We start from the raw sequence: 25,298 nt of genomic DNA on the forward strand, positions 1-25,298 counted from the left end.
ATGATTGAATTGAAAGAAGTTTCCACAATAGAAAAACGCATAATTCATCATGTAAAAGGAAAACAGAAAGGAGCCACTATTGTTTTTTTTGCAGGTATTCATGGCAACGAACAAGCAGGTGTTGAGGCTTTAAAAAACATTTTACCAAAACTTAATAAAGAGGATATTAGTGGCCAGATTTATGGTGTTTATGGGAACACAAAAGCCATCCAGCAAAACAAAAGATATCTTACTGAAGATTTAAACAGAATGTGGACTTCTAAACAACTTGAAGCCCTTAAAACAAAAACAGATTTAACCAACGAAGAATGTGAGCAAAAGTCTATTTATAATTTTATTTCACAGCTTTTAACTGATGCAAAAGAACCAATTTATTTTATAGATTTTCACACCACATCAAGTAAAACTTTACCATTTATAACGATTAATGATGCTTTAATTAACAGGAAGTTTTCTAAAGCTTTTCCCGTGCCAATTGTTTTGGGTATAGAAGAGTATCTTGACGGGCCTCTTTTGAGTTATTTAAACAAAAAAGGATATGTGTCATTAGGTTTTGAGTCAGGGCAACACACAGACCAACAGGCTGTAAAAAATTGCGAATCGTTTATTTATTTAGCTTGTCATATTTCAGAAATTTTGAAAAATAGCAGCACTACTGTTATGGAGCATTTTTACAAATTAAAAAAAGCATCTGATAGTAAAACTGATATATATGAGGTGATTTATAAGTACCATATTCAAGAGCAAGAAATCTTTAAGATGAAGGCGGATTTTAAAAGTTTTCAATCTATTAAAAAAGGAGTGCTTTTAGCCACATCTAATAACAAACCAATTTATGCACCTTCCTCAAATGAACTCTTTATGCCACTTTATCAAGAAAGTGGTAACGATGGTTTTTTTATTATAAAACGCATACCACATTTTTTCCTTAAACTATCCTCTATTTTAAGGCACTTAAGAGCAGATAGCCTTTTAACTTTATTACCTGGTATAAAATGGCACAACAAATCGCAAGGCGTATTGAGAGCTAATCTAAAGGTAACGCGTTTTATGGCTAAATCTATTTTTCATCTGTTTGGTTACAGAAACAAACAAGAAGACGAAACGCATTTGTTGCTTTATAATAGAGAGCGCGTCTCAAAGAGAGACATGTATAAAGATTTACCTTGGTACAAATCATAAAAAAGGCACCTATATGGCGCCTTTTAAATTATATAAATAATATAAATTTACAGATTAGCAACATTGTTTGCTCTATCAACATCAGCCATCATTTGTGATGGGTCAATTTCAATTGATTTTACGTTTTTAGACGTTTTTAAATTATATGTTGGATATGCCCAAGCCCAATCATTAGCAATAGTAGCTTTAGTTGGTTTTTCTCCACGCATCATTTGTAAAGGAATATAGAAATCTTCTTTAGAACCATCAGTATAGGTAACACTAATATCTAAAGGCATTGGCATTTGACCAATACGCTCCAAAGTAATGGTTGAACCGTTAATTGATTTTACACCATAATCGATAGTATTTGTTGTTTGTGCAAAATCGATGAGGTACCAGTCTAATTCAAAATCGGTAACCTTTTCTGCTGTTCTAACAATATCCATTGGTTTAGGGTGTTTAAAAGCAAAATCATTGAAGTATTTTTTCAATGTTTTTTTAAGATTATCCTCACCAATAACATATCCTAATTGAGCAATAAACACAGCACCTTTACTGTATGCGGCAGCACCATATACGCCATTGTAAGTGTAACGGTCAGCGTGTGTTGTTAGCGGTTGCTCTCTTCCTGAGTTAGCTAAGGCTAAATATCCACGATAAGACCCAGATGTAGGGTTAGCTCTTGGTTCATCACGTAATTCATTCATAGCCAAAGCCGAAATATAACTTGTGAAACCTTCATCCATCCACTCATGCTTAGCTTCGTTGGTGGCTAGCAAAAACTGAAACCATGTATGTGCCAACTCGTGAGCGGTAACCCCTAGCAAACTACCATAACTTCGTTTTCCCGTGATTAAGGTAGACATGGCATATTCCATTCCGCCATCACCTCCTTGAATTACAGAATATTGCTCATAAGGATATTTACCAACATTTTCTGAGAAAAAACGCATCAATTTAGCAGTGTCTGGTTGTAAATCTTTCCAATACTTTAGATTTTCGGCAGGCAAGTCTTTTTTATAATAAAAGTTTAAAGTAGGGCCATTAGGCATTTTATAAACATCATGAATATAGTCTGGGTCTGCTGCCCAAGTAAAGTCATGAACATTTGGAGCTTTAAAACGCATTGTTTTCTTATTGCCACTAAAAGAAGGTTCTCCTTGTAAATAACCCGTACCTCCAACAACATAATCTTTATCTATGGTTAAGTTAACTTCAAAATCACCCCAAACACCATGAAATTCGCGACCGATATATGGGTCTGCATGCCAACCCTCGTCATCATATTCTGCTAATTTTGGATACCATTGCGTCATTGACAGCGCAACACCTTCAGCATTGTTTCTACCAGAACGACGAATCTGCACAGGCACCTGAGCATCAAAATTCATTTTAAAGGTTACTTCTTCTCCTGGTTGAATAGGTTTCGCCAATTCTACTTCTAAAACAGTACCCACAGTTTCATAGTTTAAAGCCGTTCCGTTTTGTGATAAATTATTCACTTTTACATAGCCAATTTCGTTTGGCTTTAGCTTACTAATTCTATCACCAACACGTCTGTCTGGGTCGGCAATCGTACGCGAACGCACATCCATTTCGCTTCCTGGTTGAAAGGCGTTGAAATACAAATGGTAATAAACCCTATTTAATACATCTGGCGAATTATTAGTGTATACCAAAGTCTGGTCACCTTTGTATTGATACGTATTTACATCCATATCAATGTTCATTTTGTAATCGACATGTTGTTGCCAGTAACCACTAGAAGCAGTAGTGGTTACAGCTTGAGGCGTGTTGTTTTGAATGGCTTGTTTTGAACTATCACAAGAAGCCAAAACACAGGCAATTGCTAAAATTGAAACTATTTTTTTCATAAATAAACTATAATTTTGAAGCCATAATTAAGGCGTTAAAGGCATTAGCTATACGCCCACTTTTTGATAATTCAGAAAAAGGTCTCACATCTGAAGCTTCACCTCCGACAATAACTTTTGTAGTTAACTGCAATCCACTATCGAGAATAACGTTCTTAACTTGAGCAGCGGATAATTTTGGGTAGTAAGAACGAATTAAAGCTGCGAGCCCAGCTACAGCAGGAGCCGCCATAGATGTACCTCCTTTTGTATCGTATTCGTTTTCTGGAGTTGTTGAATATACTTGTGCTCCAGGCGCAAAAATATCTACATTTTGGTCGCCATAGTTTGAAAAACTAGCAACCATACCGCTACCATATTTAGGAGCTAGAGCCCCAACAGAAATATAGTTATCTGAAACTTCTTTTCCGCTAATATTATCGGCAGGGAAATTAGGCTCTACATCAATATCCTTACTATCATTACCTGCAGCATGCACAATAAGCACATCTTTAGACGCTGCGTATTTAATGGCATCTCTTACCCAATCACTATGAGGAGAGAATGATTTACCAAAACTTCCGTTTATAATCGTAGCGCCGTTATCTACAGCGTAACGAATCGCTTTTGCAACATCTTTATCGTACTCATCACCGTTTGGTACAGCTCTGATTGACATAATTTCTACATTGCTGGCAACACCATTTGCGCCTTTTCCGTTGTTACGCTCAGCAGCAATAATACCTGCAACATGCGTACCGTGACTTTCTGACTTTTTAACGGGCTTCACATTACCATCACCATATCCCGGCTTATCGTTAAAGTCATTAGGGTTGTCACCCGTTGTTCTTCCGCTAAAATCTTTTTTAAGGTTGTAATTCACTCTATCATTAATTGACTCTAAAGCATCAGCTAATTCCTTTTTAGCATCGCTCATAGACTCAATACCATTAGAGTATATGAATTTTGCAAATTGTACAGCGCCTTGAACAGAAGCATCGGTAGATGTAATACCATTTACATCTTTTTGAGTGTAATCTTCTTTTCCTAAATGCTTTGATAAAATTTCATCATTTGAAATAACTTGCTGATAGATTTGGTCGTATTGCGTTTTTCTGCCCAACCATTTATTGTATTCTTCTTCGTGAAGTTTTACAGCTTCGTCATACCTAGGCGCGCTTTTGTCTCCAGAAGCAATTAAACGCACATATTCAAGTTGCTCATTGTAGGCTTTACCCAAGAAATTCCATCCGTGAATATCATCTACATAACCATTTTTATCATCATCTTTTCCGTTGTTAGGAATTTCATCTTCATTGGTCCAAATAACGCCGTCTAAGTCTTCGTGGTCAATATCAATACCAGAATCTATAACAGCAACAATTACTTTCTTTCCCTTCTTTCCTTTTATAATCTCAGCATAAGCGCGGTCAACCCCCATACCAGGAATGGTGTCTTTTTCTAAATCGAGATGGCCCCAATTTTCTTTTTCAGCTTTTGTTAATTCAGAAACTTTTATAGGCGAAGTGTCTATGTTTTCAATTGGTGTAGAAATAAGTGGAGAACCTCCACAGCTCATTAATACCAATGCGGCAAATGCATAAATTAATCTGAAATTTCTATTCTTTTTCATGTATTAATAAATTTTAGTCTTAGTTGTTAAAAATGTCTTTACACGTATATACCTCATTTAGCCTTACGCCTTTTTCGGTATGTTTTACAGTTATTATAGGGTTATGCGCATCATGCTCTAAAAATAAGTAATAATTATGGTCTGCAGCTAAATTTAAAAATGCTTCTTTTTCGTCAAGCGTGAGCAACGGCCTTGTATCGTATCCCATAACAAAAGGAATAGGTAAATGGCCAGCGGTTGGCAGCAAATCTGCCATAAAACAAATGATTTTTCCTTTGTAATCAATCATTGGAATCATTTGCTTATCGGTATGTCCATTGGCAAAGAAAATATCAAAACCTAATTCAGAATTTTTCAAAATTTTATCCTCAGGAAGCTCAGTAAACTTTAATTGTCCACTCTCTTGCATTGGGATTATATTTTCTTTTAAAAATGAAGCCTTTTCTCTTCGGTTGGGCTCTGTTGCCCAGCTCCAATGGTCTTCATTACTCCAAAAATGTGCATTTTTAAACGCAGGTTCAAGCAGCGTTCGATTTTTATTGTATTGAATACTTCCTCCACAATGATCAAAATGAAGATGCGTCATAAACACATCAGTGATATCATCACGATGAAAACCGTATTTAGCCAATGACTTTTCAATGGTGTCGTCTCCCCATAAATGATAATACCCATAAAACTTTTCACTTTGTTTATCTCCCATTCCTGTATCAATAAGGATAAGACGACTATTGTCTTCAATTAATAAACAACGTGCAGCAATATCAATCATATTGTTGCTATCAGCGGGATTTGTTCGTTGCCATAAAGGTTTTGGCACAACACCAAACATAGCGCCACCGTCTAGCTTAAAATTTCCTGCCTCTATTGGGTATAAATTCATAGAAAACGAAAATAAGAAATATGCCCGAAATACTTACTATGCTTAAGATTTTATTACCAATTCGCAAGAAGGTTACCGTTCTATTATTTACTGTATTTTTTAGTGTATATTTATAATTTTATGATTTAACCACATCAAAAGACTATGATAGAACTAGCTGGCATTATAATTTTAGGCATTTTAGCACAATGGGTTGCGTGGAAGTTTAAAATTCCAGCCATATTACCACTGATACTTATTGGCTTGCTTGTTGGTCCTGTTGCAGCCGAATTTTTAAGCGAAGATGGCTCAAAATGGATAGAACCTGTTTGGAATGGAGAAAAAGGTCTGTTCCCTGGAGAATCTTTGTATTATTTTGTTTCTTTAGCGATTAGTATTATACTGTTTGAAGGCGGCTTAACACTTAAGCGTAGCGAAATAAAAAACGTAGGACCAGTGATAACTAAGTTAATTACCGTTGGAGCTCTAATTACGTTTTTAGCCGCAGGTGTTGCGGCGCATCTTTTATTTAATCTAAGTTGGGAGCTCTCGTTTTTATTTTCTGGTCTCATAATTGTTACAGGACCAACGGTAATTACACCAATTTTAAGGAATATTCCTCTAAAAAAAGACATCTCAGCAGTACTTAAATGGGAGGGAATTCTTATTGATCCTATTGGTGCTTTAGTTGCGGTATTGGTTTTTGAATTTATAAGTGTCGAAGGGGACAGTGGCTTTACAAAAACTGCTTTTATGGAGTTTGGTAAAATTGTTTTATTCGGAACGACATTCGGATTTACATTTGCTCACGGATTAGCTTTTGCTATTAACAAAAAATTTATACCCCACTACCTACTCAATGTTGTTTCATTATCCGTAGTGCTTTTGGTTTTTGTAGAATCCGAAATTTTTGCCCACGAATCAGGATTATTAGCTGTTGTAGTGATGGGTATGGTTTTGGGAAATGGAAAATTAGAAAACCTCAAAGAGCTTCTCTATTTTAAGGAATCTCTAAGTGTATTGCTTATTTCTATTCTATTCATTCTTTTAGCTGCGAACATCAATATTGAAGACCTGTATTTGCTTTACAATTGGAAAACAGCAGTTTTATTCTTGGTCGTCGTTTTGATAATTCGTCCGCTTGCAGTATTCGTTAGTACTCACGGTTCGAATTTAAAACTTAACGAACGCCTTTTTGTTAGTTGGGTTGGGCCAAGAGGTATAGTTGCGGCGGGTATCGCCTCTTTATTTGGGAGTAAATTAATAAAACAAGGCGTTGAAGGTGCTGAATATATAACGCCGTTGGTATTTATGATAGTTCTAGGAACCGTTTTACTAAACGCCACAACTGCGCGTTTATTTGCTAAAATTGTAGGCGTATTTTTAGGAAAGTCTGATGGTATATTAATTGTAGGTGCCTCAAAAATTTCTCAACTTATAGGGCAATATCTTGAAGAGAACGGTCGCCACGTCGTTTTAATCGATAGCAACCAAGCGAATATTGAAAAGACAAAAAAACTGGGGTTAGAGGCCATAGAGACTAATATATATTCTAACACATTGACTGATAATATAGAGTTAAATGATGTGGGCTATTTGCTAGCATTAACAGCTAGTCCAGATATAAATAAGTATGCAATAGACAAGTTTAAAAAACAATTTGGTGAAAATGGGTCTTTTAGGTTGATAAGCCCAGAAGAAAAAAAGTCATCTACACCAAACCCTAATGAAGTTTTATTTTCACAATTTGGCGATTTTGATACTTTAACTAACGTCAGCCGTTCTTACCCAAAAGTTCAGGAGATTGCTATTAATAATAAAGAACACTACACCAAGCTTTTCGAAAAAATGATGGATGACGAAGAAATAATTCCACTTTTCTTAAAGGACAAAAGCGGAGAAATTCATGTTATTTCGTCTAACAAAGATATCCTTGAAAAAATTGATAAAAATTGGAAATTAGCCTACCTCGGTAAGTCGGTAGATAAAGAAGATTAAAAAAAAGCCCTCATTTGAGGGCTTTTTTTTAATCTTCTTTAGGCATTTTAAAATCTTCCATAAATTTTGTGGTATAATTACCAGCTAAATAATCTGGATGATCCATTAAAGCTCTATGGAATGGAATCGTTGTTTTAATTCCTTCAATCACGAACTCATCTAAAGCTCTTTTCATTTTATGTATAGCTTCTTCTCTAGTTTGCGCAGTTGTAATTAACTTAGCAATCATAGAGTCATAGTTTGGCGGAATACTATATCCCGCATAGACATGTGTATCTAGACGCACACCATGACCACCAGGAGCATGTAAAACAGTAATTTTACCTGGAGAAGGTCTAAAGTCGTTGTATGGGTCTTCTGCGTTAATTCTACACTCAATAGAATGCAGGTTTGGCTCATAGTTTTTTCCTGAGATTGGCACACCAGCAGCTACTTTAATTTGTTCTCTTATCAAATCAAAGTCAATTACTTGTTCTGTAATTGGGTGTTCAACCTGTATACGCGTATTCATCTCCATGAAGTAGAAGTTACGATGTTTATCCACCAAAAACTCTACAGTTCCAGCACCTTCATATTTAATATATTCTGCAGCTTTTACTGCAGCTTCTCCCATATCTTTACGAAGTTTATCCGTCATAAAAGGAGAAGGCACTTCTTCAGTTAATTTCTGATGACGACGTTGCACAGAACAATCACGCTCTGAAAGATGACAAGCTCTTCCTGTAGAATCTCCAACAACCTGAATTTCGATGTGGCGAGGTTCTTCAATAAGCTTCTCCATATACATATCGTCATTTCCAAAAGCAGCCTTAGATTCTTGTCTGGCAGAGTCCCAAGCAGGCTTTAGGTCTTCTGGCTTCCAAACAGCCCTCATTCCTTTACCACCACCACCGGCAGTAGCCTTAAGCATAACAGGATAGCCTACTTCAACCGCGAGCTTTTCACACTCTGCAAAATCTGCAATAATACCATCACTTCCTGGAACACAAGGTACACCAGCAGCTTTCATTGTAGCTTTAGCAGTAGCTTTATCTCCCATTTTAGCAATCATATCCTCTGATGCTCCTATGAATTTAATGCCGTGTTCTTCACATATTTTAGAAAACTTTGCGTTTTCCGATAAGAATCCATAGCCAGGGTGAATAGCGTCAGCATTTGTGATTTCGGCTGCAGCTATGATATTGGACATTTTTAAGTATGATTCTGGACTTGGAGCGGGACCAATACACACCGCTTCATCAGCAAATTTTACAGGTAAACTGTCTGCGTCTGCTGTAGAATATACAGCCACAGTTTTAATACCCATTTCTTTACAGGTTCTTATAACACGAAGCGCTATTTCACCTCGATTGGCAATTAATATTTTTTTAAACATAACTTTTAATTTAAAAATTCAACTTCCAAGCACCAAATTCCAATAATTGGTTTTGGGATTTGTGGATTGGAATTTTCAATTGTTATGATGGGTCAACCAAGAATAATGGCTGATCAAATTCTACTGGAGAAGAATCATCAACTAAAACTTTTACAATCTTACCTGATATTTCAGATTCAATTTCGTTAAAAAGTTTCATAGCCTCAATAACACATAACACATCACCTTCTTTAATATCTGTACCAACCTCTACAAAGACAGGTTTGTCTGGAGAAGGTTTTCTGTAAAACGTACCAATAATAGGTGATTTGATTGTGATGTATTTTGAATCATCTGATGCTGGAGCAGCAGCAGGAGCGGCAGGCTCAGCTGCAGGAGCAGGCGCTGCAGCAGGCGCTTGTTGCATCATAGGGGCTGCAGCAACAGGCATTTGTTGAACGATAGTGGTTTCAGTCTCTGAACCAGTTTTAATGGTAATTTTAACATCGTCCATTTCTAACTTAACCTCGCTTGCACCAGATTTTGCTACAAATTTGATTAAGTTTTGAATTTCCTTTAAATCCATAGTATTCAGTTGTTATAATTAGTTAGTTTTTATGAGTTATAGGCCCATTTAAAGTAAATAGAACCCCAAGTAAATCCGCCGCCAAAGGCAGCAAATATTATGGTATCACCTTTTTTAAGTTGTGATTCGTAGTCATGCAATAAAAGAGGTAATGTAGCTGATGTGGTATTACCATACTTTTGTATGTTCATCATCACCTTATCCTCTTCTAGATTTATTCTGTTAGCAGTGGCGTCAATAATGCGTTTGTTTGCTTGATGTGCAGCAAGCCAATTAACGTCTGCGTTAGTAAGGTTGTTACGTTTTAGAATACACTCTGCTACATCTGCCATATTAAATACAGCGTTTTTAAATACCGTTTTCCCATCCTGAAAAACATAATGTGAACCTTCATTAAAGGTATCTGCATTAATAGGATAAGATGACCCTCCACGCTGTGCTCTTAAAAATTCTCTTCCTTCACCATTACTTCTTAATAATTCATCTTGTAGACCAAGACCCTCTTCATTTGGCTCAAAAAGAACAGCTCCAGCGCCATCACCAAAAATGATGCATGTTGCTCTGTCTTTGTAATTTATAAAAGATGAATTTTTATCTGCTCCTATTAAAAGTATCTTTTTGTAGCGCCCACTCTCGATATATGCGGATGCGGTTGACATCCCAAATAAAAAGCTTGAGCATGCAGCCTCTAAATCGTAAGAAAACGCATTAACAGCACCTATCTGAGTCGCTGTATAAGCTGCTGTGGACGCAGCCTTCATATCTGGAGTGGCAGTAGCTACGATAACTAAATCGATGTCTTCTGGGTTTATGCCCGATTTTTCGATAAGATTTTCTGCTGCTTTTATAGCTAAGAATGAAGAACCTTTACCTTCTTCTTTTAAAATACGTCTTTCTTTAATTCCTGTTCGTGTAGTAATCCATTCGTCATTAGTATCTACCATTGTTTCAAGAACTTTGTTAGATAAAACGAAATCAGGAAGATAGCCTCCTACAGCTGTTATAGCCGCTGTGATTTTACTCATTATTAGCGTTTAGATTAATTAAAAATATCGAAAAATGATTAAAATGTGATTAATTTTAACCATTTTCAGCACTTTTTGGCAAATAATTATGCAAATAAAACGGTTTTTACTCGATTTGGAGCATTAAAACAAAAAAAACGCCCAATGTTTGGGCGTTTTATTATATGCGCGCATAATACTTATGCTAAATTTTCTTCTTCAGCAGAGTTATTTATTAGAACTTGACCTCTGTAGTAAAGCTTTCCTTCGTGCCAGTGAGCTCTATGGTATAGGTGTGGCTCACCAGTTGTAGGGCAAGTTGCTATTTGAGGAACAGTTGCTTTGTAATGCGTTCTTCTCTTGTCTCTTCTTGTTCTAGATATTTTACGTTTTGGATGTGCCATTTTAAATGTTATTTATCCGTTAATAGTTTTTTTAATGTATCCCAACGAGGATCCGTTTCCTCAATATTGTTTTCTTCTGTTTTACCTTCTTCAGGACTTAATTCTTCTAATTTGCTAAGTATATCAGACTGTAATGTTCCGTCTTCAATCCCTGGATGAACTTTTTTTGCTGGTACAGCAAGTACAATTAGTTCATAGATATATTGAGCGACATTTATTTGATACTCACCATGTGGTAAAATCAATATCTCCTCATTATCATCGTTATAACTTTCACCAAACTTAACTACGAGCTTAAATGTATCTTCGATTTTTAAATCAAAAGGCTCATTAGAAACATCGCAATTAACATTGATACTACCTTTAACATTAAATGTTAACTCTAAAAGTGTCGGTTTCTTTTCAAAAAGAAGGCCTACTTTTAGGTCAGCGTCGTTAAACTCATCATAGTCAAACTCTAAAAAGAACGCATTATCAATTTGATAATCAAAATGATGTTTCCCTACTTTTAGCCCTACAAATGGTATTGTATACGCTTTCATTGCTTTCATTCACACACACATTTTGAGCGTGCAAATATAATATTTTTTTCTATATAGAAGCCTAGATATCAACAAAAAATGTTAATATCTACCGTGTCATTTTTTTTAGAGGATTTTTAGCATACAAATTGTAATCTCTTCGGCGTCTAAAAATTTCTATTCCCGCAAATACTGCACGCTTAAAAGAACTTTCATCTGCCTCTCCTTTTCCAGCTATTTCATAGGCTGTGCCGTGATCGGGAGACGTGCGAACTTTATTTAAACCTGCGGTGTAATTAACTCCTGAACCAAATGTTATAGTTTTAAATGGAATTAATCCTTGGTCATGATAAGATGCTATAACAGCATCGAAATTTTTGTAGCTGTTTGAGCCAAAAAAACTATCTGCAGAATACGGGCCGTAAACCAAGCTACCCTCTTGGCGTAATTTTTCTAATGCGGGTTTTAGAACGGTATCATCTTCATTTCCTATAACACCATTATCTCCTGCGTGTGGATTGATAGCCAATACTGCAATTTTTGGTTTGCTGATTGCAAAATCTTGAATTAAAGATTTAGAAACCGTAGCAACCTTTTGGCGAATTAAATCTTCTGTAATATAACTTGGCACATCCTTAACAGGCACATGGTCTGTTAAAAGCCCAACCCTAAGGTTTTCAGATATCATAAACATCAGGCTGTTACCTTCGAGTTGCTGCTCTAGATAATTGGTATGACCAGGGAAATTAAATGTATCGGATTGTATATTATGTTTATTTATTGGTGCAGTAACTAAAACATCAATAGCGTCTTTTTTAAGCGCGTCTACAGCAGATTCTAAAGATTTAATAGCATACTCACCGATTTTTTTATCTTCTTTCCCAAACTGAATGTTTACGGCTTCTTTCCAAACATTGAACACATTAACTTTTCCGTGAGCAATTTTATCTAAGTCATTAATTTCATGAAAATTAATTTTACTGGAAAAATGCTTTCTGAAAAAATTCATGATACGAGAAGAAGCAAAAATAACAGGTGTATATAATTCTAAAGAACGAGAATCCTCAAAAGTTTTAATAACGATTTCTGGCCCAATACCATTTAAATCTCCAATTGAGATACCCACTTTTATATGTTCGTTTGTTTTCAATCTGTAGAATTTTATTAATAAGAATTTATAGAATAGACTTTAATTTTGTCCGTAACTTTGTATGGCAAATTTAACCATTTATAATAGAACTATGTTTACAGGTATTATTGAAGATTTAGGGATTGTAAAACATCTAGAAACAGAGAAGGAGAATTTACATATTACGGTAAAAAGTAACATAACTCCCGAATTAAAAATAGATCAAAGCGTGGCGCATAATGGGGTTTGTTTGACCGTGGTTTCTATTAAAGATGACACTTACGTAGTTACAGCCATTAAAGAAACATTAGACAAAACAAATATTGGAAAACTTAAAGTTAATGACGTGGTTAACCTAGAACGCGCAATGAAACTTGGAGACCGATTGGATGGGCATATCGTTCAAGGGCACGTAGACCAAACAGCAACATGCATAGATGAAACTGAGCAAAACGGAAGCTGGTCGTATACTTTTGAATATGATAAAGCACTAAACAATGTGACTATTGAGAAGGGATCAATTACTATTAACGGCGTAAGCTTAACGGTAGTAAATTCAGAATTAAATTCCTTTTCAGTTGCTATAATTCCTTACACTTACGAGCATACCACCTTTAAAAATCTAAAAAAAGGGGACACCGTAAACTTAGAATTTGATGTTATTGGAAAATACGTCAAGCGCTTAAATGACTTACGAGCCTAAAACTGCCTTTGGCGCTTTCTAATGGTGTAAACACCGAAAATTAGCGCAGCAAAAAATAAAAGAAATAAAAGATTGTCTATAGGAAATCCTGGCGGCGGCGGTGGACCACCACCACAAGGCGTAGGGTTTGAGCAACACGGGGCACACGGCACACCAGAAGGACATCCACTACAAGGACCTTGTATAAAAAGGATAAGATTAAAAATTATTGAGGCAATCTTCATATTTGTTATTAAAGACTAACGCAAATGTATAAAAAAAAGTATGTCTGCAAAATTTAAAGACTTAAAAACAACCTTTTAAGTGTAAAAAAATCCGACAAAACGAACATTTTCAATATTTTTTTTATAATTTGTAAGCTTTTACTTACTTAATTGATTTTAGCTACTTATAGGATACTAATTTATAACTATAAGACAACTATTGCATTAATAAAAATAAAAGCTATTAACATTAATGATTATGAAATTGTTAATAGCAAAAATATTTGTTTAGAAGTGTAAAATAAAAAACCGTTTCAATACTTTGAAACGGTTTTCTGTGGTCCCACCTGGGCTCGAACCAGGGACTTTCTGATTATGAGTCAGATACTCTAACCAACTGAGTTATAGGACCTGAAGGCTATTGCCAACCTCTTCAGGATTAAAGAGTGTGCAATATTACTATATATTTTAAAACTCTACAAGAAAATTAATTCAATTTAATGCTGAATATCTTGGCACAACTCAATAAGAACGCCGTTTGTAGATTTTGGATGCAAGAAAGCAATTAATTTGTTATCTGCTCCTTTTTTAGGTTTTTCATGTATCATTCTAAAACCCTCATTTGTTAAGCGCTCTATTTCACTTTCAATATCATCTACTGCAAATGCAATATGATGGATTCCTTCACCCTTTTTTTCAATAAACTTAGCTATAGGACTATCTTCAGTGGTGGCTTGTAATAATTCTATTTTGTTTGGCCCACATTTAAAAAAAGAGGTTAATACATTTTCACTTTCAACAGCTTCAATCTTATAATGCTTTTTTCCAAAAAGTGAGGCAAATAAGCTATTTGAATTTTCTAAATCTTTGACAGCTATGCCAATATGTTCTATTTTATTCATTCTGGCTTTAATTTTGTAGTGTAAAAATACTATAATACTTAAATAACTTCTACTTTTGCAAAATGGAAAGCAATAGACAAAAAAAAATAGCAGGAATTCTTCAACAAGATTTAGTTGATGTTTTACAACGCGCAGCTTCAGAAGGTGGACTTAAAGGAATAATCATATCCGTATCTAAAGTGAGTGTTACTGTAGATTTGTCGATTGCTAAGGTTTATTTAAGCATTTTTCCTAATAAAGAAGCGGAAGAACTTTTAAAAGGTATTCGTTCTAATACGCCGTTAATTCGTCATGAATTAGCTCAACGCACACGCCACCAATTACGCCGTATGCCAACTTTAGAGTTTTTTGTAGACGACTCCTTAGAATATATAGATAATATTGAGCGCTCATTAAAAGGCGAAGAAAATCCTATTAAAGACGAAGATTTATTAGGCCGAAGAAAAAAATCGTAAGGCTTTCCTAAATTTTATCGCATACAGTCTTTTTATCCCTAATTTTATCCCGAGACTGTAATACATGAATACATCCTTTTACATCGCTAAGCGGTATTTATTTTCAAGAAGCAGCAATAACGCTATTAACATTATGAGCTTTATCGCTTCTGGAGGCGTAATCGTAGCATCAGCAGCGTTGTTAATTGTACTCTCTGTATTTGCTGGACTAAAAGAATACAGCTTAGACTTCTCTAATTTTACAGACCCGGATTTAAAGATTTTACCATTAGAAGGAAAATCATTTTTACTTTCTGAAAAGGAACAGAATACTTTAAATTCTATTGAAGGCATAGAAACAACCTCACAAATTATTGAAGAGCGTATTGTTATAAAATCTGAAAATAAAAACCTTCTAGCTACATTAAAAGGTGTTGACGAAAACTATCAGACTGTAACGCAGATTGACAGCATGGTGTCTCAAGGGAAATGGTTTAAGCCTGGGATTTATGATGTGGTGTCTGGTTGGGGAATTTCAAATAATTTGTCATTTGGTGTTTTTAATTTCATGAAGCCGCTTACCATATATGTACCTAAGCCAGGGAAAGGTCAAGGCAGTAGTTTACGAAGTTATTTTAATTCTGAAGTGGTTACAAATGTTGGATTGTTTAATATCAATGAGAATTTAGATAATGAGTATGTGTTTTCAGATATTGAATTAGCACGTTCATTAGTAAATTATGAAGACCACCAATTCTCAGCTATAGAAATGAAGTTGAAACCAGAAGCTAATGAAGCTGAAGTAAAAGAACAAATCGAAAAGTTATTCCCCAATACCTTTATTATAAAAAATAGGGAGCAATTAAATGATGCGCTTTTTAAAATGTTGAATACCGAAAACTTAGCGGTCTACCTCATTTTCACATTAGTTATAATCATTGCCTTGTTCAATGTTATTGGTGCCATAATTATGATGATTCTAGACCGAAAAAAATCTCTAAATACCTTATTCAACTTAGGTGCAGAACCTAAAATGATAAAATATATTTTCTTTCTTCAAGGCACTTTAATGACTGTCCTTAGTGGTGTAATAGGAATTGGTATTGGGCTTCTTATTATTTTTTCGCAGTTGCAGTTAGAATGGATAATGCTAACCTCAGATTTTCCTTATCCTGTAAGCCTGAAGCTAGAAAACATTGTCATTGTCGTGATTACCATATTTGGACTCGGAATTATAGCCTCTAAGTTAGCATCACAACGAATCACAAAAGATTTGATTAAAACGGTAGCCTAAACAAATTGATAATCTCCAAATTTTTCAAGAACTTCATCAAAAGCAGCAAACACATCTTTTGAGTCGTCGCTAGTTACCATTTTCATGCGGTATTCTTTAAAGTTGGGGATGCCTTTAAAATAGTTGGTGTAGTGGCGTCGAGTTTCAAAAACACCAAGTTTTTCGCCTTTCCAATCTATGGACATTTGCAGGTGACGACGCGCAGCCTCAACACGTTCTGCTAAAGAAATAGGCGCTAGATGCTCTCCTGTTTTAAAAAAGTGCTTTACTTGCTTAAAAAACCAAGGATTGCCAATTGTAGCACGACCAATCATAGCACCGTCTAAGCCATATTCGTCTCGCATTTTCACTGCCATTTCGGGCGTGTTTACATCCCCATTTCCAAATACCGGAATGTGCATTCGAGGATTGTTTTTTACGTCGGCAATAGGTTTCCAATCGGCATTACCTTTATACATTTGCGCACGTGTACGTCCGTGAATCGCAATAGATTTTATGCCAACGTCTTGGAGGCGTTCGGCCACTTCGACAATTTTTATAGAGTCGTGGTCCCAACCTAAACGTGTCTTAACAGTTACTGGCAAATTGGTGCGTTTTACCATTTCGGCAGTGAGCTTTTCCATAAGGCAAACATCCTTAAGAATTCCGGCACCAGCACCTTTGCTCACCACTTTTTTTACAGGGCAACCAAAATTAATATCTATAATGTCTGGATTGGATTTCTCGACAATATCAATGGTTTGGAGCATACTCTCCATATTAGCACCAAAAATTTGAATACCAACCGGTCGCTCTTTTTCGTAGATGTCGAGCTTCATAATGCTTTTTGCAGCATTACGAATTAAGCCTTCACTACTTACAAATTCGGTATAGACCACATCGGCACCTTGCTCTTTGCAGAGTGCCCGAAATGGTGGGTCGCTTACGTCTTCCATCGGAGCTAAAAGCAGAGGAAATTCACCTAATTCTATGTCGCCAATTTTTACCAAACGCAATTAATTTGTTTCGCCGTTACTAAAGTTATGGCGAATTTGGATGCAAAATTAGGGTTTTTTAGGTAATTGAAAAGGAAACTAATAAATTAGACTTATGAAATCGACTTTATACATAGTTGTTTTTTGTTTTTGTTTCAGTTTTGCGAAGTCGCAGAATAAAAATTTGAAGACTTATAAATTTGGAGCTTATAAATTAAATTATCCTAAAGCTTGGAAGATTCAAAAAAATCCATTTGGGTTTCAATTGCTTCCGAAAGAAAAGGAGTTGATTAAAAAAAGAGCAGCTTTCGTGTATATTATAAATAGTAAAATAAAGAAGTTTATTGGTAAAACCGATATCGTAAGTTACCTCAAACAATACGCTGAAACACCAGACCACCATATAAAAAGTAAATCATTTAGAATAACTGAAATAAAAGACAATGCTAAGTATCAATACAAAATTACATCAGAAATAGTATTTGTTTTGTCTGATGAAATATCCACTAGAGTAGAATATTTTAATTTCAGCGGTGAGTTTGTTAGTTCAATTATGTATCAAGCTAGAAAAGACATATTTGAAAAATATAAAAACGACGCCATGTTAATTATCAATTCTATACAACAACGTTAATTTGCAAATCCCATTCGAGCCAGAACTTTTTAGTACGACCATAAATATTCATCTAATCCTTGAGTATTTAGCGTTTTTTTTAGCGTTTCGGTATTACATAATTTTAAGACGAAAGGAGACTGACCATATTAACTCCAACAACCGACTATCTATTATTCTCGGTGCAACGTTGGGCGCATTAATTGGCTCTAGATTGGTGGGTGTTTTAGAAAATCCTTTTGTAGAATTTACGGAGCAAAACATCATTCAGCTATTAAATACAAAAACCATAATGGGCGGTTTATTTGGAGGACTACTTGGTGTAGAATTAGCCAAAAAAATTATTGGAGAAAAGCAATCCTCTGGAGATTTGTTTGTTTTTCCGATTATTCTTGGAATTTTTATCGGGCGTATTGGCTGCTTCTTATCGGGAGTCAAAGAGTTTACCTACGGCAAACAGACCTCTTTTTTTACAGGAATGGATTTGGGAGATGGCTTACAACGGCATCCGACATCACTTTACGAACTTGTATTTTTAGTCATTCTATTTTTCAGTTTAAAATACATTCTGAATAACTATTCATTAAAAAACGGTGAGCTTTTTAAGCTTTTTATGTTGTTTTACTTTGGTTTTCGATTTTTTATAGAGTTTTTAAAACCTAATGTATTTTATGTTCTTGGGCTAAGCACAATCCAAATATTATGTCTAATTTGTTGGTTGTATTATTACCAATTTATCTTTCAGAAACTAAAGTATGCCCGTTAGAAAATATACCTATTACGATTTTACCTTGAGCCTTTGCCCCGAATGTTTAAGGCGTGTTGATGCAAAGATTGTTTTTGAAAACGAGAACGTTTACATGCTGAAACGATGTAATGAGCATGGTAATTCTAAGGTGCTTATTGCTGATGATATAGAGTATTATAAAAACATAAGAAATTATAATAAACCCAGCGAAACGCCATACACTTTTAATACCAAAACACATTATGGTTGTCCGTACGATTGTGGCTTATGTCCCGACCACGAGCAACATAGCTGCTTAACGGTTGTTGAGGTTACGGATAGGTGCAACTTAACTTGCCCAACCTGTTATGCAGGTTCTTCGCCAACATACGGAAGACATCGAACTTTGGAAGAGGTAAAAACGATGCTAGACACCATTGTTAAAAATGAAAAAGAGCCAGATGTGGTGCAAATTTCGGGAGGAGAACCGACGATACATCCGCAGTTTTGGGAGATTATGGATTATGCAAAATCGTTACCCATTCGGCATTTAATGTTAAATACCAACGGCATTAAAATTGCTAAAGATTTCGCTTTCGCGGAAAAGTTAAAAACGTACGCTCCAGATTTTGAAATTTATTTACAATTTGATTCGTTTGAGAATTCAGTTTTACAAGAATTGCGGGGAGCAGATTTAAATGACATTCGTAAGCAAGCGCTCGAAAATTTAAATAAACTTAATCTTTCAACCACTTTGGTAGTGACGCTTCAAAAAGGATTAAATGACCATGAAATAGGAAAAATAATAGATTACGCCTTAAAACAAAAATGCGTTCGTGGCGTGACTTTGCAACCAACACAAATTGCAGGTCGGTTAGAAAACTTTAATCCTGAAACGGACAGAATGACTTTAACCGAAGTGCGACGAAAAATAATGGAGCAAACCACTATTTTTAATCCAGACGATTTGTTGCCGGTGCCATGTAATCCTGATGCTTTAGTTATGGGCTACGCGCTTAAATTAGATGGAGAGGTATTTCCGTTAACGCGTTATATTAACCCCGCTGATTTATTAGATAATAGCAAAAACACGATTATTTACGAGCAAGACGAACAGCTGCATGGAAAAATGATAGAGCTGTTTAGCACAGGAAATTCTGTTGAGGTTGCAGAAGAAAACTTAAAATCAATAATGTGCTGCTTACCAGATATTGATGCACCAAATTTGGGCTATGATAATTTGTTTAGGGTAATAATCATGCAGTTTATAGATGCTTATAATTTTGATGTACGAGCGATAAAGAAATCATGTGTTCATATCGTAGATAAGGATAATAAAATAATCCCATTTGAGACCATGAACCTATTTTACCGAGACGATAAAAAAGCACGATTAGAAGAACTTAGAAACGAAATATGATGAGTTTAGTTTTAGAACCAGGAAATTTAGATGGCTTAGTCATTTTGATACTAGCCATAATGTTTGGACCAGCTATTCTTTTAGCTATTATAGGTTTTGCTCTTTATAAGAATAATAAAAAGGCAGCCAAGATTCTTTTTATTTTGGCGGTGCTTTACGTATTAATCAGTCTTGGTATTTGCGGTACGTTGATGTTGGGTTACTAAAACCCAAATTCCGTAGCACCCTAGAAACAATTCTAAAAAAGTACCAATAACGTAACCTTGTGTTGGTAAGCCATCAACAAGCATACTTGTAATTCTACCAAAACCCAAACCAAGCATAAATACAACGTTGGTTATCAAGGCTGTTTTTAGGTAATTAGTTTTAAATATTCCTAACATCCAAATAAAAGCACAAGCTATATACAAGCCCATAATAGCCTTGTAGAAATTATGCTCATCTATGGTTTTTGGAAATAATTCGAATTCCAAATCCGGAAAAAAGCCATAGCTAATCGCCACAGGAAAAACAACAAAGACAGATATTATCAGGTGAATTTTTGAGATAAAATCTTGCTTAGTTTTCATGCTAAAACTTCACCGTAGTCTCAATAATGTCTTCGCCTCGCTTCACACTAATCGAAGTTTCGTCACCTTTTTCAAAAGTAGAAAGCGCCTTCATATAACTCATCATATCTGTTACGTCTGCATCACCAAGTTTTATAACAATATCGCCTTTTTGTAGTCCAGCATTAGATGCAGGTGTGTCCTCGCGAGTGCCATCAATGCGCATACCTTTTCCGTCGAATAGATAATCTGGTACAACGCCAAGACCAACTTTAAAACGTGGTACTTCTTCGCTTTCGTTTTTTGTTTTCCTAAAAGCGAGTTTTCCGTTATCATTTAAATCAGTGATGATGGTAAAGATGTATTCCGAAATGAGATTCATCCCACCGTAATTTAGTTTTTCAGAATCATCGCCTGGTTTGTGGTAATCTTCATGCTGACCCGTGAAAAAATGTAGTACTGGAATATCAATCAAGTAAAAACTTGTGTGGTCACTTGGGCCAACACCACTTTCGTTTTCTACCAATTTAAACTTTTCGTTATTTGCTTTTAAAGTTTGTTTAAACATCGGAGACGTACCAACACCATAGACAGCTAATGTACTATCGGCTTTCATTCGGCCAACCATATCCATATTAATCATGTAGTTAATGGATTTGGTATCAATTGTTGGATTTTTAGAGAAGTAATTAGAACCTAATAAGCCCATTTCTTCACCCGAAAATGCCATAAATAAATAATTGTTATTGTCTTTGGTTTCAGCAGTTTCGTTTCGCACTTTTAAACGGTCGGCCAAATTCAGCATCACGGCAACACCACTGGCGTTATCATCAGCACCGTTGTGAATAGCTTTGTCTTTTTCGCGGTATAAAGAACCTTCGCCACCAAAGCCCAAATGGTCGTAATGTGCGCCAATTACAATGGTGTTTTCTGCATTATTATCTATAAAACCAATCACGTTTCTGCCCGTAATTGTGCTATCTGCGTTGGTTGTAAATTCAACTTCTTTGTGCGGGTCAGTTTTTGGTTTAAAACTAAACGATTGGATAAAACCTTCAGTTCCTTTTGGCAATAGCCCAATGTCTTTAAAGCGTTCAGAAATATAACCTGAAGCCGCTTTTTCTCCTGGAGTGCCAGTTTGTCGCCCTTCGAGCTTATCATCGGCTAAGAAAGTAACATCGTCTTTTATTTTGTTTTCAGCTTGTTTTGGTTCGTTTTTGCAGGCAAATACAAATAATACTATAAATAATAAGGCAATCTTTTTCATTGGTTTATCTTATTTTTGTCTCAAAATTCCGAAGCTTAATGCATAGGAATTACAAAATTAGGCATTAAAAATTATAGTTATGAAGCGATTAGGTGTTATTCTTTTGATTTGTTTTTCAATTTTTTCTTGTAAAAATGAAGTCAATAAAACTAAAACTAAACCAGCGGAGAAAAAATTGGTTGCAGGAAATGACCCATTAATTTATCCAGAAGAAGTACATTTTAAATCTATCAGACAAGTCACGTTTGGTGGCGATAATGCCGAAGCGTATTGGAGTTTCGATGATAAGCAGCTCGTGTTTCAATCTAACAATGCCGCTTGGAATGTAGGCTGCGACCAAATGTTTTTAATGAACGCCGATGAAACGTTTAAAGATAAAGTACCTCCAATGATTAGCACAGGAAAAGGTCGAACGACTTGCGCTTATTTTCTACCAGACAATAAACATATCATTTACGCATCGACACACTTAAAACAAGACGAATGCCCAGATACACCATTACGTAAAAACGGAAAATACATCTGGCCAATCTACGACAGCTACGATATTTTTGTCGCAGATTTAGAAGGCAATATTGTAAAGCAATTAACTAACGAAATTGGCTACGATGCCGAGCCAACAGTTTCTCCAAAAGGTGATAAAATTGTATTTACATCAACCCGAAGTGGTGATTTGGAATTGTATACCATGAATATAGATGGAACCGATGTAAAACAAATTACAAACGAATTGGGTTACGATGGTGGCGCCTTCTTTTCGCCAGACGGAAGTCAGTTAATTTTTCGTTCGTCTCGTCCTAAAACGGAGCAGGAAATCAAGGAATACAAAGAGTTATTGGCCGAAGGTTTAGTTGAGCCAACTGAAATGGAATTGTACATCTGTAACGCTGACGGCAGTAACTTACGTCAACTTACAGATTTAGGAAATGCTAATTGGAGTCCGTTCTTTTTACCGAGTGGTGACAAGGTATTGTTTTCTTCTAATTTTGAAGCAGAACGCGGTTTTCCTTTTAACTTATACATGATTGACACCGACGGAAAAAACCTAAAGCGCATCACACATGGCGAAACCTTTGACGCATTCCCGGTATTTTCTAACGATGGTAAATATTTAGCATTTTCAAGTAACAGAAACAATGGTGGCGGACGCGATACCAATTTGTTTATTGCCGAGTGGCAGGATTGACAAATCCTTTGATTTGTCATGCTGAACTTGATTCAGCATCTCATGCTTCTAATCCAAATCCTTAATCCTATCACGCTCTTCGGCAGAAGTTGTGCGCTCATTAGTACTCAATTTTGTGTTACCAAACTTGTAACGGAAACCTAATCTCACAAAGCGATTATCCTTGTCGATGTTTTGTCTATTAGATTGGTTAAGATATCTCACAGTTCTTCGTTCGTCTTGAAAATTGAATAAGTCTTCAAAAGACAAAGAAATTATCCCGTTTTTATTTAATATCGTTTTAGTCACACTAAGACCCGTAGCTAGTCTATCTTCAACAGTTTGTAAGGCATAAAGATTTTTACCCACCCAAGCAAGTGATAAATTCAGGTTTAAACTATTATCTTCCAAAAGTGTGAGGTTGTTGGACATTTCTGTATAGTTAGACCAACGGCTTAAATCTATAGAGTCTGTCCCAAAACTTGATTCTTCTGTAATATTATAAAATGAAGTTGCAAAGTAAATATTCCAACGATTAGTGATGTCAATGTCTAATAAGAAATCAAATCCAAAATCTACATTTTTGTCAAAATTAACAGGTGTATAGGTTAATATGTTATTGGTGTTATCTTGCCTTGGTATTTCATTAATTGCACCATCATAATTCATGTAGTAGGCTTCAATAGTGAAGTACTCATAAAAGCTCGTACCGATAACAAAATGGTCTAAAAATGTAGGTTGCAAGGCAGGATTTCCTTCAACAGTTGTGTTTTCATTTATAAAAAATGTAAATGGATTTAAGTTAGTATAATTTGGACGTGTGATACTACGCTTGTAGTTTCCATATAGACTAAAATTATCTGAGAAATTATGAGAAATACTCGCATTAGGAAACCATTCAAAATAATCTTGAGTATTAGTTTGGTTTAAGGTTGGTGAAAAACCTTCGACATTAGTTTGTTCAGCACGTACACCTAAAATCAAATCCCAATTTTCCCAAGATTTACTGTAATTTACATAGCCAGCAAATACGTTTTCGTCATAGTCAAAAGCATTACTATTTGCGGTATTTATAACTTCACTGCCGTTAACAATATCTATTCTAAAAATGGAACTTTCTGTAGTAACATTAGAATATTTTGCACCGGCATCAAAAGTTGAACTTTCACTTAAAGGCAATGAATAATCTGCTTTTACCGTGTAGATATTAGTGTCTTGATTGGCAAGTGTGTTAAATTCAGAATCGTTGGTAAAGGTGTTATTGGCATCAAAAAAGTTACTAAATACATTTTGGTCGCGTTCGTAGCTGTAAGTCGTAAAATGACCATTAAGACTTAAACGGCTTCCATCTTTATAATTTGTGGTTAAACCTAAATCTGTTCCAATATTTAATTTGTCGTCATCAGAGTTGTTATCCGCTGTAAATCGACCATCAAAAACCCCATTAGCATCATTTATCGTTGTGTGATTTTTTATTCTGTAATCAAAAGTTGGTGTGTATAATCCTGTAGAAGTAAAACTCAGCGTTGTATTTTCACTTAAATAGTAGTCCAAATTAAGATTTAAGTTATGTGTTTTTGAAATTGTATTTCTATTCACACTTGTATTCCAGAGCTCCTCTAAAGCATTAGACATGTCTAAAAAATCAATATCAGTATTGTCAGAACGGTTAATTTTTTGATGAGTGTAACTGTAGTTGATATTAAAATTGATTTTATTATTCTTAAAATAATGACTCGTCGCCGCATTATATCTTGGAAAAACACCTTGTGTATAATTGGCAGCTATGCTTCCACGATAGCCTGTTACCAAGTTTTTGCTCATGGTAATATTAATTACTGAACCACTATCTGCATCGTAGCTTGCAGGCGGATTTGTAATTACATCAATAGACTTAATACTGTTTGCTGGCGCACTTTCTAAAAGCTGAATTAACTCGTCAGACGTTAATTGCACACGACGATTATTAATAAAAATGGTTGCAGGCGCACTTTTAATGTTTATACTTCCTTCGGAAACAATAACACCAGGCGTACTTTTTAAAACCTGAAGCGTTGTACCTTCTGTCAATGCAGTATTTTCAATATTAAAAGTTAAGCGGTCTGGTTTACGAGTAATGGTTGGGCGTTTTGCTGTTACTGTTACGGCCTCTAAAGATTCTGCATCTTCAACCAAAATAATGTTTGGTAATATTTTATTTGCAGAAATTGAAATTGGTAAAGAGACTGTTTTAAACCCAATAAAACTTACTTTTAAAATATAATCTCCAGCAGTTAGATTACTTAATTCAAAAACGCCATTATCATCGGTACTGGTTCCTTTCACAAAGGTTTCGTCTTCGGTATTTTGAAGGATAACATTAACGTAAGATAGAGGGCTTTGGTTCTCGTCAACAACAGTTCCTTTCAAAGAAAATTCTTGAGAAAATAAGGACAAACTCAACGCGAAAAAAATCGCAGTAAATAGGGGCTTCAATTTGATTTTTTGATTTAGTTAGTAACTCGGCACAAGATATAAATTGTTTTTTACTTAAAATCGAT

Annotated in this window: 24 protein-coding genes and 1 tRNA gene; 10 read left to right on the plus strand and 15 right to left on the minus strand. The window is 35.3% G+C overall.

The features are described from left to right. Positions 1 to 1,182 (plus strand): succinylglutamate desuccinylase/aspartoacylase family protein, encoded by a 1,182-nt coding sequence (locus BUB95_RS05165; RefSeq protein WP_073083911.1) that lies wholly within the window; start codon positions 1 to 3, stop codon positions 1,180 to 1,182. 47 nt (positions 1,183 to 1,229) lie between these two features. On the opposite strand, the gene BUB95_RS05170 is transcribed toward BUB95_RS05165, so the two are convergent. Genes BUB95_RS05170 through BUB95_RS05180 form a run of 3 tightly spaced genes read right to left on the minus strand, consistent with a single transcriptional unit; the run spans position 1,230 to position 5,533 of the window. After that, entirely contained in the window at positions 1,230 to 3,038 is a 1,809-nt protein-coding gene (locus tag BUB95_RS05170; protein ID WP_073083913.1) for a M1 family metallopeptidase, read from the minus strand. 7 nt (positions 3,039 to 3,045) lie between these two features. Then, a complete protein-coding gene (locus BUB95_RS05175) occupies positions 3,046 to 4,650 on the minus strand; it encodes a S8 family peptidase (protein ID WP_073083915.1) in 1,605 nt (534 codons plus the stop codon). A gap of 19 nt (positions 4,651 to 4,669) precedes the next feature. Beyond that, positions 4,670 to 5,533 carry an MBL fold metallo-hydrolase gene (locus tag BUB95_RS05180; RefSeq protein ID WP_073083918.1) on the minus strand — a complete coding sequence of 288 codons (864 nt, stop codon included), beginning with the start codon at positions 5,531 to 5,533 and terminating at the stop codon, positions 4,670 to 4,672. Positions 5,534 to 5,677: 144 nt separating this feature from the next. On the opposite strand from BUB95_RS05180, the gene BUB95_RS05185 reads away from it, so the two are divergent. Then, on the plus strand, positions 5,678 to 7,510 hold the full coding sequence (locus tag BUB95_RS05185; RefSeq protein ID WP_073083920.1) for a cation:proton antiporter: 1,833 nt from the start codon (positions 5,678 to 5,680) through the stop codon (positions 7,508 to 7,510). A gap of 28 nt (positions 7,511 to 7,538) precedes the next feature. On the opposite strand, the gene accC is transcribed toward BUB95_RS05185, so the two are convergent. From accC to pdxA, 6 genes are all read right to left on the minus strand, one after another. Beyond that, entirely contained in the window at positions 7,539 to 8,885 is a 1,347-nt protein-coding gene (accC, locus tag BUB95_RS05190; protein ID WP_073083923.1) for an acetyl-CoA carboxylase biotin carboxylase subunit, read from the minus strand. A gap of 82 nt (positions 8,886 to 8,967) precedes the next feature. Beyond that, positions 8,968 to 9,450: an acetyl-CoA carboxylase biotin carboxyl carrier protein gene (gene accB, locus BUB95_RS05195; RefSeq protein WP_073083925.1), complete on the minus strand. Its 483-nt coding sequence runs from the start codon at positions 9,448 to 9,450 to the stop codon at positions 8,968 to 8,970. Positions 9,451 to 9,479: 29 nt separating this feature from the next. After that, complete coding sequence (locus BUB95_RS05200) at positions 9,480 to 10,475, minus strand: beta-ketoacyl-ACP synthase III (protein ID WP_073083927.1); 996 nt, start codon at positions 10,473 to 10,475, stop codon at positions 9,480 to 9,482. Between the two features lie 179 nt (positions 10,476 to 10,654). After that, positions 10,655 to 10,858 (minus strand): 50S ribosomal protein L32, encoded by a 204-nt coding sequence (gene rpmF / locus BUB95_RS05205; protein ID WP_073083930.1) that lies wholly within the window; start codon positions 10,856 to 10,858, stop codon positions 10,655 to 10,657. Positions 10,859 to 10,866: 8 nt separating this feature from the next. After that, positions 10,867 to 11,409, minus strand: a complete 543-nt coding sequence (locus BUB95_RS05210) for a YceD family protein (RefSeq protein ID WP_073083932.1) — start codon at positions 11,407 to 11,409, stop codon at positions 10,867 to 10,869. 79 nt (positions 11,410 to 11,488) lie between these two features. Then, the gene (gene pdxA / locus BUB95_RS05215) at positions 11,489 to 12,529 is read right to left on the minus strand and encodes a 4-hydroxythreonine-4-phosphate dehydrogenase PdxA (RefSeq protein ID WP_073083934.1); all 1,041 of its coding nucleotides are present in this window, start codon (positions 12,527 to 12,529) and stop codon (positions 11,489 to 11,491) included. Positions 12,530 to 12,620: 91 nt separating this feature from the next. Here pdxA and BUB95_RS05220 point away from each other — a divergent pair, with 91 nt between their 5' ends. Together BUB95_RS05220 and BUB95_RS14280 are read left to right on the plus strand one after the other, a co-directional pair. Continuing rightward, positions 12,621 to 13,211: a riboflavin synthase gene (locus tag BUB95_RS05220; RefSeq protein ID WP_073085090.1), complete on the plus strand. Its 591-nt coding sequence runs from the start codon at positions 12,621 to 12,623 to the stop codon at positions 13,209 to 13,211. A 72-nt stretch (positions 13,212 to 13,283) separates the two neighbouring features. Then, positions 13,284 to 13,454 (plus strand): hypothetical protein, encoded by a 171-nt coding sequence (locus tag BUB95_RS14280; protein ID WP_159432639.1) that lies wholly within the window; start codon positions 13,284 to 13,286, stop codon positions 13,452 to 13,454. A 298-nt stretch (positions 13,455 to 13,752) separates the two neighbouring features. Here BUB95_RS14280 and BUB95_RS05225 read toward each other — a convergent pair. Further along, positions 13,753 to 13,826 (minus strand) — tRNA-Ile (locus BUB95_RS05225). Positions 13,827 to 13,911: 85 nt separating this feature from the next. Continuing rightward, positions 13,912 to 14,316 carry a methylmalonyl-CoA epimerase gene (mce, locus tag BUB95_RS05230; RefSeq protein WP_073083936.1) on the minus strand — a complete coding sequence of 135 codons (405 nt, stop codon included), beginning with the start codon at positions 14,314 to 14,316 and terminating at the stop codon, positions 13,912 to 13,914. Positions 14,317 to 14,378: 62 nt separating this feature from the next. Here mce and rbfA point away from each other — a divergent pair, with 62 nt between their 5' ends. Together rbfA and BUB95_RS05240 are read left to right on the plus strand one after the other, a co-directional pair. Next, positions 14,379 to 14,771 carry a 30S ribosome-binding factor RbfA gene (gene rbfA, locus BUB95_RS05235; RefSeq protein ID WP_073083939.1) on the plus strand — a complete coding sequence of 131 codons (393 nt, stop codon included), beginning with the start codon at positions 14,379 to 14,381 and terminating at the stop codon, positions 14,769 to 14,771. 64 nt (positions 14,772 to 14,835) lie between these two features. Then, positions 14,836 to 16,044 carry an FtsX-like permease family protein gene (locus tag BUB95_RS05240; RefSeq protein ID WP_073083941.1) on the plus strand — a complete coding sequence of 403 codons (1,209 nt, stop codon included), beginning with the start codon at positions 14,836 to 14,838 and terminating at the stop codon, positions 16,042 to 16,044. On the opposite strand, the gene dusB is transcribed toward BUB95_RS05240, so the two are convergent. After that, positions 16,041 to 17,033: a tRNA dihydrouridine synthase DusB gene (gene dusB / locus BUB95_RS05245; protein ID WP_073085092.1), complete on the minus strand. Its 993-nt coding sequence runs from the start codon at positions 17,031 to 17,033 to the stop codon at positions 16,041 to 16,043. The genes BUB95_RS05240 and dusB overlap by 4 nt on opposite strands. Positions 17,034 to 17,202: 169 nt before the next feature. Between dusB and BUB95_RS05250 the strand changes: the two genes are divergently transcribed. From BUB95_RS05250 to BUB95_RS05260, 3 genes are read left to right on the plus strand one after another with little or no spacing between them, the layout of a single operon-like run. Beyond that, the gene (locus tag BUB95_RS05250; RefSeq protein ID WP_073083944.1) at positions 17,203 to 17,652 is read left to right on the plus strand and encodes a hypothetical protein; all 450 of its coding nucleotides are present in this window, start codon (positions 17,203 to 17,205) and stop codon (positions 17,650 to 17,652) included. Between the two features lies 1 nt (position 17,653). After that, positions 17,654 to 18,397: a prolipoprotein diacylglyceryl transferase gene (locus BUB95_RS05255; RefSeq protein ID WP_073083946.1), complete on the plus strand. Its 744-nt coding sequence runs from the start codon at positions 17,654 to 17,656 to the stop codon at positions 18,395 to 18,397. Next, on the plus strand, positions 18,387 to 19,778 hold the full coding sequence (locus BUB95_RS05260; RefSeq protein ID WP_073083948.1) for a radical SAM protein: 1,392 nt from the start codon (positions 18,387 to 18,389) through the stop codon (positions 19,776 to 19,778). Before BUB95_RS05255 ends, BUB95_RS05260 begins: the two co-directional genes overlap by 11 nt. A gap of 161 nt (positions 19,779 to 19,939) precedes the next feature. Here the strand turns inward: BUB95_RS05260 and BUB95_RS05270 are convergent, their stop codons facing one another. Both BUB95_RS05270 and BUB95_RS05275 read right to left on the minus strand, forming a co-directional pair. Further along, positions 19,940 to 20,347 (minus strand): DUF4345 domain-containing protein, encoded by a 408-nt coding sequence (locus tag BUB95_RS05270; protein ID WP_073083953.1) that lies wholly within the window; start codon positions 20,345 to 20,347, stop codon positions 19,940 to 19,942. 1 nt (position 20,348) lies between these two features. Then, a complete protein-coding gene (locus tag BUB95_RS05275; protein WP_073083955.1) occupies positions 20,349 to 21,593 on the minus strand; it encodes a M28 family peptidase in 1,245 nt (414 codons plus the stop codon). 79 nt (positions 21,594 to 21,672) lie between these two features. Here BUB95_RS05275 and BUB95_RS05280 point away from each other — a divergent pair, with 79 nt between their 5' ends. Then, the gene (locus BUB95_RS05280) at positions 21,673 to 22,779 is read left to right on the plus strand and encodes a TolB family protein (RefSeq protein WP_073083957.1); all 1,107 of its coding nucleotides are present in this window, start codon (positions 21,673 to 21,675) and stop codon (positions 22,777 to 22,779) included. Between the two features lie 48 nt (positions 22,780 to 22,827). On the opposite strand, the gene BUB95_RS05285 is transcribed toward BUB95_RS05280, so the two are convergent. Continuing rightward, positions 22,828 to 25,233 carry a TonB-dependent receptor domain-containing protein gene (locus BUB95_RS05285; RefSeq protein WP_234969241.1) on the minus strand — a complete coding sequence of 802 codons (2,406 nt, stop codon included), beginning with the start codon at positions 25,231 to 25,233 and terminating at the stop codon, positions 22,828 to 22,830. Positions 25,234 to 25,298: the final 65 nt, after the last annotated feature.

It is taken from the genome of Winogradskyella jejuensis, assembly GCF_900129745.1.
GTDB lineage: Bacteria > Bacteroidota > Bacteroidia > Flavobacteriales > Flavobacteriaceae > Winogradskyella > Winogradskyella jejuensis.